Here is a 15787-nt window from a genome sequence, read left to right as displayed (position 1 = left end):
TTAAGCACTCCGGCGTAGCATGCCTTGTTTTTTCAGCCAAACAAGTAAGATAGAGATTGCTGCAGGCGTAATCCCTGAAATTCGTGATGCTTGACCAATAGATGTCGGTTTATGGTCGTTCAGTTTCGCCATCACTTCGTTCGACAACCCTTTTACTTGTTTGTAATCGAGGTCAACAGGCAACAAGGTATTTTCATTACGTAGTTGTCTTTCGATTTCTTCTTTTTGGCGAGCGATATAACCTTCGTATTTAACTTGGATTTCCACTTGATCCGCAGCTTGAGGATCGTCAATACCTGGGGCAAACAGGTTAAGCGAGGTTAGCATTTGATACGTCATTTCTGGACGACGTAGTAAATCTTCCCCATTTGCTTCTTTCGATAATGGAACGGTTAAAATTCCATCTATCTCAGTATGGTTATCTGATTTAGGATGAACCCAAATATCTTTTAAGCGTTGACGTTCTTTTTCAATCAGTTCAACTTTTTTATTAAAGTGAGCCCAACGTACGTCATCAACTAAGCCTAACTCTCGGCCTTTTTCAGTGAGTCGCAAATCGGCATTGTCTTCACGAAGCATCAAACGGTATTCCGCACGTGAAGTAAACATACGGTAAGGTTCTTTTGTCCCTAAAGTACAAAGGTCGTCAACGAGAACACCGATATAAGCTTGGTCACGACGAGGGAACCAACCGTCTAAACCAAAGGCATGTTGTGCAGCATTAAGGCCCGCTAATAGCCCTTGAGCTCCGGCTTCTTCATAACCTGTTGTGCCGTTAATTTGGCCAGCAAAGAATAAACCTTCAATAAATTTACTCTCAAGCGTTTGTTTTAGATCTCTAGGGTCAAAGAAATCATACTCGATAGCATAACCAGGACGAATGATCCGTGCATTTTCCATTCCTTTCATGGAATGAACAATTTGCATTTGAACATCAAATGGTAAGCTGGTGGATATCCCGTTAGGATAAATTTCATTGCTCGTTAAGCCTTCTGGCTCTAAAAAGATCTGATGTGAGTCTTTATCTGCAAAACGCATGACTTTATCTTCGATCGAAGGGCAATAACGTGGGCCGATCCCTTCAATAACCCCTGCATACATAGGGCTACGATCTAGGTTATTTCTGATCACATCATGGGTTTTTTCATTGGTATAGGTGATATGACAAGGCATCTGTTGTGGATGTTGATCTTGTGAACCTAAGAATGAAAAAACGGGCATTGGGTCATCACCTAGCTGTTGAGCTAACTGACTGAAATCAATAGTTCTTGCATCAATACGTGGTGGCGTTCCTGTTTTTAAACGATTAACACGTAAAGGCAATTCTCTCAAACGTTGAGAAAGTGAAATTGAAGGGGGATCCCCTGCACGACCGCCACTGTAATTTTCTAAACCAATATGAATTTTGCCATCAAGGAAAGTACCAACGGTTAATACCACGGCTTTGGCTTTAAATTTTAAGCCCATACGGGTAATTGCCCCTGTAACTCGATTGTTTTCAACAAGCAAGTCTTCTACGGGTTGTTGGAAAATCATTAAATTAGGCTGATTTTCTAAAGCCATTCTGACAGCTTGGCGATACAGAACACGGTCAGCTTGCGCTCGGGTTGCACGAACAGCTGGCCCTTTGCTGGCATTTAATGTTCTAAATTGAATACCCGCTTTGTCTGTAGCGATGGCCATTAGACCACCTAGGGCATCAATTTCTCTAACCAGATGTCCCTTACCGATCCCACCGATGGCTGGGTTGCAAGACATCTGGCCCAATGTATCAATATTGTGAGTCAGTAATAGGGTTTGACGCCCCATACGTGCAGCTGCCATTGCTGCTTCAGTACCGGCATGACCACCACCAATTACGATGACGTCAAATTGCTCTGGATAAAACATGTGTGGACCTTAAACGTTAGAAAATGCGGATTGTGCATTTGAGGAGAGAATTCTACTCAAGTTTGAGGAAGAGACCAAGCTTTAGGTTTCCCCCTTATATAATATAAAGATCTTTTTATTTAAAGATCTCTTTATTAGATCTTTTATTAGGATCACCGGTTTCTGTGGATAAGTGGATTTTCACTTTAAAGATCATAAAACTGTAAAGGATCATATACTGTGAATGATCCGTGATCCATTTGCGTATAAGCTGGGATCAAAATGGGTACTTATACACAGGCCTTGGGAGCCTAAAAACTTATACTCTGGATAACTACGGGTTAATACCGGGATCTTCCCTGAGTTATCCACAGTTGATTGCTGGTTTTTTAATCAGATTAGAGTTCGTTTGCCCAAATTTTAACCCATTCTCCTGCGGGATCTTCCGGTATTTCGTGTTGTTGGACATCAATTTCCAAACATTCACCGATCCTTTTAGCCCCTTGCTTGATTAATAACGCATCTATTTTGTGGATAGCACCACAGAAAGTGTCATATTCAGAGCTACCGATCCCAACAGAGCCAAATTGGACTTCGCTTAGATCAGGAGCGCTTTCTTCTATTGAATCAAAAAGAGGTTGAATATTTTCAGGCAGATCACCTGCACCATGTGTTGAGCTCACCACCAGCCATATGCCTTCAAGTGTTAAGTCATCAAGCTCTGGGCCATGTTGAATTTCAGTTTCATGACCGAGTTCTTCTAAAATCTCAGCCATGTGCTCGGCAACATACTCCGCACTGCCCATTGTACTGCCACTTATTAAGGTTACTTTTGTCATGGTGATTCTCTTTCACAATAATAGGGCGCTATTGTACGCTGTGAATGAGCTGGGATCTACCTGTGGATAATGTGGTTATATCATTTTTTTTCTACGGGTTGATTGTTCGTAAGATCGGGTTTTGTAAGGAGATCAGTGTTTCTGTGGATTGTATCTCATCAATGGTCTGAATTTTGTTGATAAGTACGTCTTGTAAAGAATCGATAGAACGGCACATGACTTTAATAAAAATGCTGTATTGCCCTGTTGTGTAGTACACCTCGACAACTTCTTCTAAGGCATCTAATTTTTTTAGTGCGGTTGGGTAATCTTTTGCACTTTTTAAAATAATGCCAATAAAGCAACAAACATCGAACCCTAATTGTTTTGGGTTTATATCAATACGTGTGCCTTTAATAATTCCTGCTTGCTTCATTTTTTCGACTCGGACATGAATTGTTCCGGGGCTAACTGCGAATTTTTTTGCTAATTCAGCATACGGTATGCGCGCATTTCCCATTAATTCGTGAAGTATGTCACGATCGAGATTATCGATTTGATAATTTTCCGGCATTATTTCACCTCTATTTTAACGATTCTTCATTTTTATACCTGTTTTTTTATTTAAAATAAACAGTAAAGGCTTTTTTTAATGATGGATATTGAATTTATACCTCATTTTGTTGCTTAATCTATACATCAGCTAACACAGCTAACAAATTATGGGAATAAATTATGGACAAGTCATTTATCGAACATCAGCAACAAATTAGTTTTGTGAAATCGTATTTCTCACGTTTACTTGAAAAAGAATTAGGGTTAATTGAAGTTCAAGGACCAATCCTAAGCCGTTTAGGGGATGGTACTCAAGACAACTTATCGGGCAGTGAAAAAGCCGTTCAAGTAAAAGTGAAATCAATTCCAGGTGCAACCTTTGAAGTGGTTCATTCTTTGGCTAAATGGAAACGTAAAACATTAGGACGTTTCGGTTTTAGTAAAGGCCAAGGTCTATACACGCATATGAAAGCGTTGCGTCCGGACGAGGATCGCTTAACCCCAATCCACTCCGTCTATGTTGATCAGTGGGATTGGGAAAAAGTGATGGCAGATGAGGAACGTACACTTCCTTATCTGAAGCAGACAGTGGGTAAAATCTATAAGGCAATAAAAGAAACAGAAGCTGCCGTAAGTAAAGAGTTTGGGTTGGCACCGTTCCTGCCAGACCAAATCCACTTTATTCACAGTGAAGAATTGTTACAGCGCTATCCTGATTTAGATGCGAAAGGGCGTGAACGCGCAATCGCGAAAGAATTAGGTGCAGTATTCTTAATTGGTATCGGTGGTAAGCTATCTAGTGGTGAATCACATGATGTTCGTGCGCCAGACTACGACGATTGGACAACAAAAAATGAAGACGGTTTTTGTGGTTTGAACGGCGACATCATTGTGTGGAACCCTGTTTTACAGGACGCATTTGAGCTTTCTTCAATGGGAATTCGCGTAAGTCCTGAGTGTTTGACCCGTCAATTAAAGTTAACTGACGATGAAAAACGTATGGAATTAGAGTGGCACCAAGCATTAGTGAAAGGTGAAATGCCGCAAACTATCGGTGGTGGTATTGGCCAATCACGCTTAGTTATGCTACTTCTCCAACGCCAACACATTGGCCAAGTGCAATGTGGTGTATGGGGTGCTGAAATGCAAGAATCCGTTGAAGGTATGCTGTAATTAGCGACTAAAGCGGCGTAACAACCTGCTTTTTAACCCAGTATCAAAACGCCAAATATGGTCAAAGATTTTCATGATGCTGGGTTTCCCATAATTTGATACAGATACCGCATGGAAGCGGTATTTACCTTTCTTCTGCATGGCTTTTATTTTTTGAATCAACTCATCAGGTAAACGCTGAGCAACAAAATCAGAAATCACTACGGCATCTGCATCTATCCACTGCTTTGATTCCAATTTTACTGCTGTTTCTTGCAAACAAGCCGCAAGATCAGTCCCACCTTTAAATGTTTGATGTAAAAATCGAATACATTGCTCTAGACCATCAATAGAAATTAAATCGTAATGCACAATTTCTGTGGAAAATAACATCACATGACATGAGCGGTTATCCGCCAGCGCAATTTTCATTAATGCGAGGCAAAAAGCCTTTGCACAGCGTTCATTTAAACCGCCCATCGAACCGGAAGTATCAATACATACAACAAATGGACCTCTCGGTTGTTCTTCATCATGGTGATGTGTTATTGGGCGAAGAACTTTCCTTTCTTGCCAGCTATCTCCTTGTAATCGATAAGTTAGAAGCTGTTTTTCAAGTAATTTTCGATAGAACTCAAATTCAATATCTTCAAGACCTAACATAGCGAGTTCTGCAGGTAATAACCGTAAAATATCGTCACTTTGATTTAAGCCATTAACTTGCTCAGGAACAGTTTCAGGCACTTTTTCCATGATAGTCATCGGTTCTAGCACCACGCTATCATCAGGGATTGCTTGTGCAGTTTGGCTACGGCCTAATAATTGTGCTATTTTTTCTAATTCAGGCTGCTGACGTAAAAATTCACTGTATCGGCTTAATAATTGGTCATTATAAGCGGAAGTCATGTTCACACCTTTGGTTAAATCCCACAACCGGCCTGCAGCACGTTCATTTTCACCTAAGATATCCTCTAAATTGCCACTTAGTGCTAATCGGTGCTGTAGTTCCGCCAGCAATTGTTCTTTTTCTTGTTCTAACATTTCTTTATGTAGAGTCGTCACTTGTAAAATTAAACTGACTCGCCATTTTTGTACAAATAGTGATTGCCTTGCACTGCGATTTTCTATTTTCCCGCTCTGTAACTGATGTGCTTCACGGTAAAAAGGAGAATCCAGTTGGTGAAGTTTTGCTATGACACTTGGTAATTGGATAAAAAAGGCATCTGTCGATATGCCAAGAGATTGACGATAAAGTTCAAACTCTTCTGAAAGTTGAGCAGGAACAAGCGCATCTTGCATACGCTGTTTGAGATCTTTTTTCCAACCGGATAAATCTTTTAGTAACGCTTTTTTTAATCTAGGGTGTTTTTCAAAAAAGACCGCCAATTGAGGGGTTGCTAACAAAGAGATAATTATCTCCTCGATTAATTGACCTTCATTAACCGAAAGCAGCATTTCTAGTGTGGCTAAACTCATCATCGTTATTCAGCCACTTTACCCGTGATTTGGTTACGTAATTGGTTTAGTTTCTCTGTGAGTTTCATGAAGCTTTGTTCAATATCTGCAAGCCAGTGTGATTCAATAAATAAGTTGGGCTGTTGTTTTTCAAACTGATAGCGTGCGGCTTGAATTTCTCCTTGAATTTTATCTAGCTTGTCTAGCCATTCTTGATTATTTGTATTTGGCGTGAGTGATGAGGCTTTATCTTGAATATATAAAGTAGATGATTGATGACTTATATCTAATAACTGTATCTGGTTTAAATTATTCACCTCAGCGGCAATGTCTTGTGCAAAACCAATCCCATTTAGGTGAGCGGATAGTGTCGTTCCTTTATTTAAAAACGTTATCAGGGATTTTTTATCAGTAGTTACAAAAGTCACTTTCATATTATGTAGTTGCAGTGGACGATGTAAAAATAGGGTAATTCGACCATCACTGATATTTTCGGGCAATACATATGACGCTTTACGAGCAAACATCGCATTGTTTTTATTGACTTTAAATGCATCTTGGTTGTTTTGGTCTTGGGTCGATGACATCCATTGCTGATAAGTCTGCTCTATTTCTCGAGTCAACTTTCGCTGCTGCCAGCCATCTTCTTGTAATAATGACTGTAATAGTTGTGGTAACGCATTCATAGATTGCATGTCATGCCAGAGGCAATCTTTTAATAACACAAGATCTAGAGGAGATACACTATTACGACCATTAAAGAAAGCACTTGCTTGTAATAAATAAACCGCTTTCTTCCAGCGCCTATCTGAAACATAAACCCGTTTGTCTGTTGCATCTAGTTGCTGACGTAATTGGTAAATTAATTCAAAACAGTGATCGGGTAGCGTAATTTTGGGTATTTCTTGTTGCCACTGTTGGTATTCTTCATCGCTGATTTTTAAATGTTCCGGCATTTGAGATTCATTCAGTGATGATTTTCCTGTTAATAGTGCGCGAAAATTTTGTTTTTCTTGCACTTTATCCAGCCAAATACGTACTAGCATTCTGTCGAATAGCGCTTCAAGGCTATTATCTGCATCAGGCAATTCATTGGATGCCGTTACTAATAACCGCATCGGGATAGATTTTTCTTCATCACCATTACGGAACTTGCGCTCATTTACCGCGGTTAATAAAGTATTTAAGATGGCAGGGCCTGCTTTCCATATCTCATCAAGGAATACGACTTCAGCGTCAGGTAAATAACCTTTAGTTAAACGTTCATATCGCCCTTCATCTTTTAACGCTTGTATTGAAAGAGGGCCAAAGATTTCTTCGGGTGTTGAAAATCGTGTCATTAAGTACTCAAAAGCATTCGCATGACGAAAAGCATATTTCATTCTTCGTGCAATTAAGCTTTTGGCAATACCCGGAGGGCCTAATAGAAATACGCTTTCGCCGCTTAATGTGGCTAATAAGCACAAACGAATAGCCTGCTGGCGTTCATATAAACCGCTTTCAAGGTAATTGCTTAGTTGGGCAATTCGTTCAGCAAGCTGCATTATTCATTCCTTTTATTAATAGAGGTGTTGATATCAAAACTATCAATTTCTTTTATTACATACTGCGACCTATTTTTCCATTTTTCTTTGACATGCCCCAATAAATAAGAAAAAACGATTCAGCTACAAGTGATTCAATAAGTTATTGTTTTTAAGTATTTCTAATGCGAACGAAACGTTTCGATATTGATCACAAATATCAACCATCAATATTGAGTTGTGATTTATCTTTACTATGATTACATGAGCGAAACGTTTCGCTTACTAGAATGGCGGTGAAAAATGAAAAAGGGTGTTTTACTTAATGCCAACGTTACCTCTGTAATTGCCAAGTTAGGTCATACGGACCAAATAACGCTTGCTGATGCAGGTTTGCCTATTTCTCAAGGAACGGAGCGTATTGATTTAGCCATTACTCAAGGCTTACCCGATTTCATGTCAGTTTTAAGTGTCATTACTCAAGAGATGCAAGTCGAAAAAGCCATTCTAGCTGAGGAAATCAGTACCATTAACCCACAAATGGAAGACGCTATTTTAGCTCACTTACAACAGTTAGAAGTCACCCAAAATAATACGATTGAAATTATTTATTGCAGCCATGAACGTTTTAAACAGCTGACTCATGACAGTAAAGCGGTGATCCGTACCGGAGAATGTTCACCGTTCGCTAACATTATTCTTTGTTCTGGTGTGACTTTCTGAGGTGATTATGCAACCTTTATTAGAACTTATCGGGATCGATAAATCATTTCCAGGGGTAAAGGCCCTCAGTGGTGCGACATTAAATGTCTACCCAGGAAAAGTCATGGCGCTGGTGGGGGAAAATGGGGCTGGCAAATCAACCATGATGAAAGTGCTGACGGGTATTTATAAAAAAGATGCTGGTCAAATCCGCTATTTAGGTAAAGAAGTCGCATTCAATGGCCCTAAAAGCTCCCAAGAAGCAGGAATAGGGATTATCCACCAAGAACTTAATTTAATACCTGAATTAACCATCGCAGAGAATATTTTTCTTGGTCGAGAGTATGTTAATGCGTTTGGCAAAATTGACTGGAAAAAAATGTTCAGTGAGTCTGACAAACTGCTTAAACGGCTTAACCTTGATTATGATAGCCATCAAACTATTGCAGAGCTTTCTATCGGCGAACAACAAATGGTGGAAATCGCTAAAGTCCTGAGCTTTCAATCACAAGTCATTATTATGGATGAACCCACAGATGCGCTAACCGACACAGAAACAGAATCCTTATTTAGAGTTATCGAAGACTTAAAAGCTCAAGGCTGCGGTATTGTTTATATTTCCCATCGTTTAAAAGAAATTTTTGAAATTTGCGACGATGTAACGGTGTTTCGCGATGGCCAGTTTATTGGTGAGAAACCCGTGAGTGAATTAGAAGAAGAAAAACTCATTGAAATGATGGTTGGTCGTAAACTTGAAGACCAGTATCCAAGAGTTGAGGTAGAAACCGGAAATATTAGGCTGCAACTTGAAGGCGTATCTGGGCCTGGTGTAACAAATGCCAACTTTACCCTGAGGAGCGGGGAAATTTTAGGTGTATCGGGTTTGATGGGCGCGGGGCGTACAGAGTTGATGAAAATCATCTACGGCGCGGCGACAAAAAAATCGGGCACGATAAAACTGGAAGGCAAACTCGTAACACTGAAAACACCACAAGACGGGCTGAATAATGGCATTGTTTATATTTCAGAAGACCGTAAACGTGATGGATTAGTATTAGGTATGTCAGTGAAAGAAAATATGTCATTGACAGCATTACGTTATTTCAGTCGTGCGGGAGGAAGCCTTAAGCATGGGGAAGAACAGCAAACCGTTAGCGATTTCATTCGGTTATTCAATATTAAAACCCCGTCAATGGACCAAATAATTGGCAATCTTTCAGGTGGTAATCAGCAAAAAGTGGCCATTGCGCGCGGCTTGATGACAAGACCAAAAGTACTGATCCTTGATGAACCAACTCGCGGTGTAGACGTTGGTGCTAAAAAAGAAATCTATCAATTAATTAACCAATTTAAAAAAGAAGGGCTGAGTATCATTTTAGTTTCTTCAGAAATGCCTGAAGTAATAGGAATGAGTGACCGCATTTTGGTGATGCACGAAGGTCATATCAGTGGTGAATTTTCAGCCAAAGACGCGACGCAGGAAGCCTTAATGGCAGCCGCCGTGGGTAAAAATTATGGCTCAGTTCAGGAGTTATCAGTATGAGTTCAACTACCGCATCATCAAAACGTTGGTTCAGCAAAGCATGGCTGATGGAGCAAAAATCATTAATCGCACTATTAGTTTTGATTGCCATCGTATCAACATTAAGCCCGATTTTTTTTACGGTTAATAACCTATTCAATATCCTACAACAAACCTCCGTTAATGCCATTATGGCCGTTGGAATGACATTAGTTATCTTAACGTCTGGAATTGACCTCTCTGTTGGGTCCTTATTAGCCTTAACGGGAGCAGTTGCAGCCTCAATGGTCGGGGCTGAAGTTAACGCATTAGTGGCTGTTGCGGGAGCACTAGCACTCGGTGCCGCTATCGGTGCATGTACAGGAGTGATTGTTGCAAAAGGAAAAGTCCAAGCTTTCATTGCGACTTTAGTCATGATGCTACTGCTGCGCGGTGTGACACGAGTTTACACAGACGGCAGCCCTATCAATACAGGATTTAGTGATAACGCAGACTTATTTGGTTGGTTTGGTATTGGCCGCCCATTTGGTATTCCTACCCCAGTCTGGTTAATGATCATCGTTTTTGCTGCGGCATGGTATATGTTGCACCATACTCGCCTTGGTCGTTACATCTACGCACTTGGTGGGAATGAAGCGGCTACCCGTCTTTCTGGTATTAATGTCGATCGCATTAAAATAGTGGTTTATGCCTTATGTGGACTGCTAGCGGCATTGGCGAGTGTCATTGAAGTTGCACGTTTATCATCAGCTCAGCCAATGGCAGGTAATGGGTATGAACTTGATGCTATCGCTGCGGTTGTACTTGGTGGTACCAGCCTTGCTGGTGGTAAGGGGCGTATCGTCGGAACATTGATTGGTGCGCTTATCCTTGGTTTCTTAAACAATGGATTAAACTTATTAGGTATTTCGTCAAACTACCAGATGATTGTTAAAGCTGTCGTCATCTTACTTGCTGTACTTGTTGATAATAAAAAGTAACCCTACAGGAAAATTATTATGAAACTGAACAAACTAGCAACGTTATTATCTGCAGTTGCACTGAGTGCAACGGTTAGTGTGAATGCGATGGCGAAAGATAGCATTGCACTCGTAATTTCTACATTGAATAACCCATTCTTTGTGACGATGAAAGACAGCGCACAAAAAGAAGCGGATAAACTCGGTTATGAGCTGATTGTTTTAGATTCTCAAGACAACCCAGCCAAAGAGTTAGCAAACGTACAAGATTTAACCGTTCGCGGTACAAAATTAATGTTAATTAACCCAACAGATTCAGATGCAGTGGGTAACTCAATATTAATGGCGAATAAAGCGAATATACCTGTAATTACTTTAGATAGAGCGGCTAACAAAGGTGAAGTTGTCAGCCATGTAGCATCTGATAACCGCATGGGCGGGAAGATGGCCGCTGACTACATTGCACAAAAAACAGGCAGTGAGGCTAAAGTTATTCAATTAGAAGGCATTTCAGGCACATCAGCCGCACGTGAGCGCGGTGAAGGTTTTAACACCGGTGCGAAAGAGCACAAATTCAATTTACTGGCGAGCCAACCGGCTGATTTCGATAGAACAAAAGGCTTGAACGTAATGCAAAACTTGTTAACGGCACATCCAGCTGTTCAAGCTGTATTTGCACAAAACGATGAAATGGCATTAGGGGCGTTAAGAGCTCTGCAAACTGCAGGCCGTACTGATGTTCTGGTTGTCGGTTTTGATGGAACAAATGATGGTATCAAAGCCGTTGAAGGCGGAAAATTAGGTGCAACGATTGCACAGCGCCCAGACCAAATTGGGATTGTTGGTGTTCAGATTGCAGATAAAGTCTTAAAAGGTGAAAAAGTGGCTCCAACGGTTCCGGTTGAATTAGAATTAGTGGTAAAACAATAAGATAAAAACCGCCGCGGCATACTGCGGCGGTTTATTTTAGTTTGCAATTCATTGGGTCATCAAAAAAGGAAATAAACGTTATGGGTACAGCAAAGCTGGTGGTTCTCGGTAGTATCAATGCTGATCATATATTAAATGTTAAGCATTTCCCTCAACCGGGTGAAACAGTTAGAGGTGATCATTACCAAGTTGCGTTTGGTGGAAAAGGCGCTAACCAAGCTGTTGCTGCTGGTCGCAGTGGTGCTGACATAACATTTATTGCCTGTGTTGGTGATGATGATATTGGGGCGAGTATAAAAAAACAGTTATCTCTCGATAACATTAAAACCGAATGTATTGATGCCATTGAAGGTGAAACGACAGGTGTCGCCCTCATTTATGTGAATCAACAAGGGGAAAATACGATTGGTATCAATGCAGGTGCAAATGCGCAACTTACCAAGGAAAGGTTAGGACATTATCAGCAAAAAATTGTGGAAGCGGATGCGGTATTGATGCAACTGGAATCTCCCATTGAAACAGTACAAATGGCTGCTGAAATAGCGAAGAAAAACAATACAAAAGTCATTTTGAACCCTGCACCCGCTCAATCTTTACCTGATTCATTATTATCATTAGTGGATATTATCACACCAAATGAAACAGAAGCTGAACATTTAACAGGCATTGCGGTTAATGATAATCAAGGTGCTCAGGATGCGGCTGAAGTCTTACATCAAAAAGGTATCAGTAAAGTGATGATAACACTCGGTTCTCGAGGCGTTTGGTATAGTGAAAAAGGTGCAGAAGGTAAAATAATTTCTGCATTTCGCGTAAAAGCAGTGGATACTATTGCCGCAGGTGATACATTCAATGGGGCTTACGTTACTGCACTGCTGGAAGGTAAGGCTGACGAAGAAGCGATTATTTTTGCCCATGCGGCAGCAGCGATAGCTGTGACTCGCCCTGGAGCTCAACCCTCTGTTCCATGGCGTAAAGAAATTGACCAGTTTTTGACTCAACAGGATTAACTTGTGGCAACAATGAAAGATGTGGCACGCCTTGCGGGGGTGTCGACATCCACCGTCTCTCACGTTATTAATCAAAATCGCTATGTCAGCGAGAGCATTACTGTACGCGTTAAAAATGCGATTGAAGAGTTAAACTATGCCCCCTCTGCGCTGGCACGTAGTTTAAAAATGAATCGCACGAATACGATTGGGATGTTACTGACAACAAGTAATAACCCATTCTACGCTGAGGTAGTGCGGGGTGTAGAACGTAGTTGCTACGAACGCGGTTATAGTTTGATTTTGTGCAACACTGAGGGCGACCTTCAGCGAATGAATCATAGCTTAGAAACATTGCTACAAAAGCGTGTTGATGGGTTACTGATTATGTGCACAGAAGTACAGGGGCCATCAAAACATGTTTTGGCTCGTTACCCCGCTGTGCCAACGGTTATGATGGACTGGTCTCCATTCGAGTTAGATGGAGACATTATTCAAGATAACTCTTTTCTTGGTGGGGAAATAGCCACTCGTTACCTTATTAAAGCAGGTTTCACTCGTATTGCATGTATTGCAGGGCCACAAGATAAATCACCAGCAAGAGCACGTCATCAAGGTTTTATTCAAGCCATGACTGATGGCGGCATTAATATTTATGATGATTATATCATTTTCAGTGATTTTGAATTTGCTGGTGGGTTTGAGTCCATGAATAAACTGCTCAGTTTACCTACCCCTCCCGAGGCTATTTTTGCAGGTAATGATGCGATGGCGGTGGGTGCTTATCAAGCGATATACCAAAAGGGCTTGAAAGTGCCTGATGATATTTCAATCATTGGTTATGATGATATCGATCTCTCGCCTTATATGATCCCACCACTTACAACAATTCATCAGCCAAAAGATAAGTTAGGCCAACAGGCTGTTGACCAACTTATTTATCGTATGGATAACCCAGAGGCAAAGGCGAGCATTTTGGTTCTTACCCCTGAGCTAATTGAGCGCCAATCGGTTAAAAAATATTAATTCTTCGCTTTTTTGGTTTTATTTTTTATTAAATTATCACCGTCTGTCTTACTTAATAATAAGAAGACAAAAGCTGAGATAAGCGTAATGACACCAACGGTAATAAAAGTATAGTGAAAATTATCGACCGTATTGCTATTAGGCTGTCCACCATAGAAATTTAAGATTGCAGCACTGACTGCAATACCGAAGCTTATCGAGAGTTGCTGAGTCACCGCTAACATACTATTTCCCGCACTTGCATTATTGTCTGTTAAATCAGCCAAGCAAATAGTATTCATTGCGGTAAACTGTATTGACATCACCATTCCTAAAATGAATAAAGGTGCAATTAACAGGTAAATCGACATACTTGGTGATTGCAAGGAAAACTGGGCGATCATTAATCCAATAATTATGGTGATAACAAATAATGTATTACGGTAGCCGTATTTAGTCAGGATCCGAGTAACCCCAGATTTAGCAGTGATTGAACCTATTGCTAGTGGCGCCATCATCATTCCTGCCACAACGGCTTCGTAACCAAAACCCACTTGCAACATTAATGGCATTAAAAAAGGAATGCTGCCTGTTCCCAAGCGTGTTGCGATATTACCACTGATCCCAATAGAAAAAGTGCGCGTTTTAAATAGATTTAGTGGAATTATTGCATGCTTAACTCGCCTTGCGTGAAGAACATAAATAAATAAGAAGAGAAAACCCACTAAGACAATAATTGCAGGAACAGAGGTAGGAAGCGATTTATCACCAAATAAGTCTAAGCTGACAGATAGCATGACTAAGCCAAAGCCAAACAATAAGAACCCAAGCGTATCAAATTTACGTTTTGGCATTTTAAAGTCTGGCATATGTTTCAAGGCATAAAAAATACCTAAAACACCTATAGGAATATTAATAATAAATATCCAATGCCAAGTTGCATAGGTGACTAAGATACCACCTAACAGAGGCCCCAATATTGGGCCAACTAAACCTGGAATAGTGACAAAATTTAATATGGGTAGTAACTCACTTCTAGGGTAAGCCCTTATTAAGGCTAAACGGGCGACTGGCATCATCATTGCCCCACCAATACCCTGAATAACTCTAGAGGTTACTAAGAAATTTAAGGATGGCGAAAGGGCACAAAGTAATGAACCAAGAGAAAATAAGGAAACTGCTAAAATAAATATACGCCTTGTACCAAATCTATCAGCAAACCAGCCGCTTACAGGAATTAATAGCGCAACAGTAAGCGTATAGCTGACTACAGCTGATTGCATTGCAAGCGGCGAGTGATCAAGGCTTCTTGCAATATCGGGTAAAGCCGTATTCAAAATGGTGGCATCGAGCGCTTGCATGAAAAAGGCCATTGCCGCAATCCATGGAAGGCCAGACATATTTTTCGCTGTTTTGAACATCAGTTACCTATACAAATAAATGAAAGCTTCAATGGGATATTGTGTTGTTAGTCTTGCTTTTGGGTAATTGTTAGTAAGTTATAGCAAAGGTCGAGTGCTATTGTACTTTTACCATGAATAATTGCATTGGCAAGTTGTTGATGAATTTCGACCTCTATAACCTCATTATTAGTAATGACATCAAAGTAACGCTGATAAATAGAACGGAATAAATTAGCAAAAGAAATAAGAAAAGGATTGGCACAAGCTTTGTAAATAGTTAAATGGAAATGATAATCAACTTTTACCCAATGCTCTCTGTCAAATTCTTTGGCGAGTAGCTGCATTTCACTAGATAATAGTTGTAATGATTGTTTTTGCTCTTTTGTTGCATGTATCGCTGCAAGATAACAAGCCTGAGGTTCTATTGCGAGTCGAACCATTTTAAAGTGCTTCATTACAACAGATTGCTCTTCACTATTAGACCACCACGTTAAGAGATCTTGGTCTAAAAAATTCCAATTTGAAGGAGACATAACACGGGTGCCTATTTTGGGGCGTGCTAATACCATACCTTTTGCTGCTAATATTTTTATAGCTTCTCTTATAGCTGTTCGACTTGCTTGGAATTGTTCTGATAATTCTAATTCGCTAGGTAAAATGGAATCCGGTAAATAGGTGCTGGTTAAAATCAACTGGCCAAGATTTTCTGCAATAATATAAGAGCGATTTTTTTGTGAGGCTGTTTGTTGCTTATTTAATTCCATAATTCATCTCAAAGCATAATTCTTAGATACATATATTACGTGAGTAGATGTACAATTGCTGCTGAAATAGTCAATGCACAGACCAAATTTAACTTATAAATACCTTTTTGGCTAAAAAAAACACGAACAAAATAAAAACGT

14 protein-coding genes are annotated in these 15787 nt (G+C 40.2%); 7 read left to right on the top strand and 7 right to left on the bottom strand.

Annotated elements, in window-relative coordinates; translation table 11 throughout:
- The 3 genes from mnmG to asnC all read right to left on the bottom strand — a co-directional run bounded on the left by mnmG (position 1) and on the right by asnC (position 3261).
- Positions 1-1890, bottom strand: a complete 1890-nt coding sequence (mnmG, locus tag PR767_RS11605; protein WP_004906733.1) for a tRNA uridine-5-carboxymethylaminomethyl(34) synthesis enzyme MnmG — start codon at positions 1888-1890, stop codon at positions 1-3.
- A gap of 377 nt (positions 1891-2267) precedes the next feature.
- Positions 2268-2708, bottom strand: a complete 441-nt coding sequence (gene mioC, locus PR767_RS11600) for an FMN-binding protein MioC (protein ID WP_109912554.1) — start codon at positions 2706-2708, stop codon at positions 2268-2270.
- Positions 2709-2799: 91 nt separating this feature from the next.
- Positions 2800-3261 (bottom strand): transcriptional regulator AsnC, encoded by a 462-nt coding sequence (asnC, locus tag PR767_RS11595; RefSeq protein ID WP_004906728.1) that lies wholly within the window; start codon positions 3259-3261, stop codon positions 2800-2802.
- Positions 3262-3422: 161 nt separating this feature from the next.
- Between asnC and asnA the strand changes: the two genes are divergently transcribed.
- A complete protein-coding gene (gene asnA / locus PR767_RS11590; protein ID WP_004906722.1) occupies positions 3423-4415 on the top strand; it encodes an aspartate--ammonia ligase in 993 nt (330 codons plus the stop codon).
- On the opposite strand, the gene viaA is transcribed toward asnA, so the two are convergent.
- Both viaA and ravA read right to left on the bottom strand, forming a co-directional pair.
- Positions 4416-5873: an ATPase RavA stimulator ViaA gene (viaA, locus tag PR767_RS11585; RefSeq protein ID WP_272520372.1), complete on the bottom strand. Its 1458-nt coding sequence runs from the start codon at positions 5871-5873 to the stop codon at positions 4416-4418.
- Positions 5874-5875: 2 nt separating this feature from the next.
- Positions 5876-7393 carry an ATPase RavA gene (gene ravA, locus PR767_RS11580; protein WP_109912556.1) on the bottom strand — a complete coding sequence of 506 codons (1518 nt, stop codon included), beginning with the start codon at positions 7391-7393 and terminating at the stop codon, positions 5876-5878.
- Between the two features lie 282 nt (positions 7394-7675).
- Between ravA and rbsD the strand changes: the two genes are divergently transcribed.
- The 6 genes from rbsD to rbsR all read left to right on the top strand — a co-directional run bounded on the left by rbsD (position 7676) and on the right by rbsR (position 13500).
- Complete coding sequence (gene rbsD / locus PR767_RS11575; RefSeq protein ID WP_004906713.1) at positions 7676-8095, top strand: D-ribose pyranase; 420 nt, start codon at positions 7676-7678, stop codon at positions 8093-8095.
- Between the two features lie 7 nt (positions 8096-8102).
- Complete coding sequence (rbsA, locus tag PR767_RS11570; protein WP_109912557.1) at positions 8103-9617, top strand: ribose ABC transporter ATP-binding protein RbsA; 1515 nt, start codon at positions 8103-8105, stop codon at positions 9615-9617.
- A complete protein-coding gene (gene rbsC / locus PR767_RS11565; RefSeq protein ID WP_272520371.1) occupies positions 9614-10576 on the top strand; it encodes a ribose ABC transporter permease in 963 nt (320 codons plus the stop codon). The genes rbsA and rbsC overlap by 4 nt, the downstream gene beginning before the upstream one ends.
- 18 nt (positions 10577-10594) lie before the next feature.
- A complete protein-coding gene (gene rbsB, locus PR767_RS11560) occupies positions 10595-11485 on the top strand; it encodes a ribose ABC transporter substrate-binding protein RbsB (RefSeq protein ID WP_004906703.1) in 891 nt (296 codons plus the stop codon).
- Between the two features lie 80 nt (positions 11486-11565).
- A complete protein-coding gene (gene rbsK / locus PR767_RS11555) occupies positions 11566-12495 on the top strand; it encodes a ribokinase (protein ID WP_004906700.1) in 930 nt (309 codons plus the stop codon).
- Between the two features lie 3 nt (positions 12496-12498).
- The gene (gene rbsR / locus PR767_RS11550; RefSeq protein ID WP_410479536.1) at positions 12499-13500 is read left to right on the top strand and encodes a ribose operon transcriptional repressor RbsR; all 1002 of its coding nucleotides are present in this window, start codon (positions 12499-12501) and stop codon (positions 13498-13500) included.
- Here rbsR and mdtD read toward each other — a convergent pair.
- Both mdtD and PR767_RS11540 read right to left on the bottom strand, forming a co-directional pair.
- The gene (mdtD, locus tag PR767_RS11545) at positions 13497-14900 is read right to left on the bottom strand and encodes a multidrug transporter subunit MdtD (protein WP_109912558.1); all 1404 of its coding nucleotides are present in this window, start codon (positions 14898-14900) and stop codon (positions 13497-13499) included. The two genes, rbsR and mdtD, sit on opposite strands and share 4 nt — an antisense overlap.
- A gap of 47 nt (positions 14901-14947) precedes the next feature.
- Entirely contained in the window at positions 14948-15646 is a 699-nt protein-coding gene (locus PR767_RS11540; protein WP_109912559.1) for a FadR/GntR family transcriptional regulator, read from the bottom strand.
- Between the last annotated feature and the right edge of the window lie 141 nt (positions 15647-15787).

The sequence above is a fragment of the Providencia sp. PROV223 genome (assembly GCF_028479245.1).
Classification (GTDB): Bacteria; Pseudomonadota; Gammaproteobacteria; order Enterobacterales; family Enterobacteriaceae; genus Providencia; species Providencia rettgeri.
Note: the sequence above shows the minus strand (reverse complement) of the source record. Positions and strands in the feature narration are given on the sequence as shown.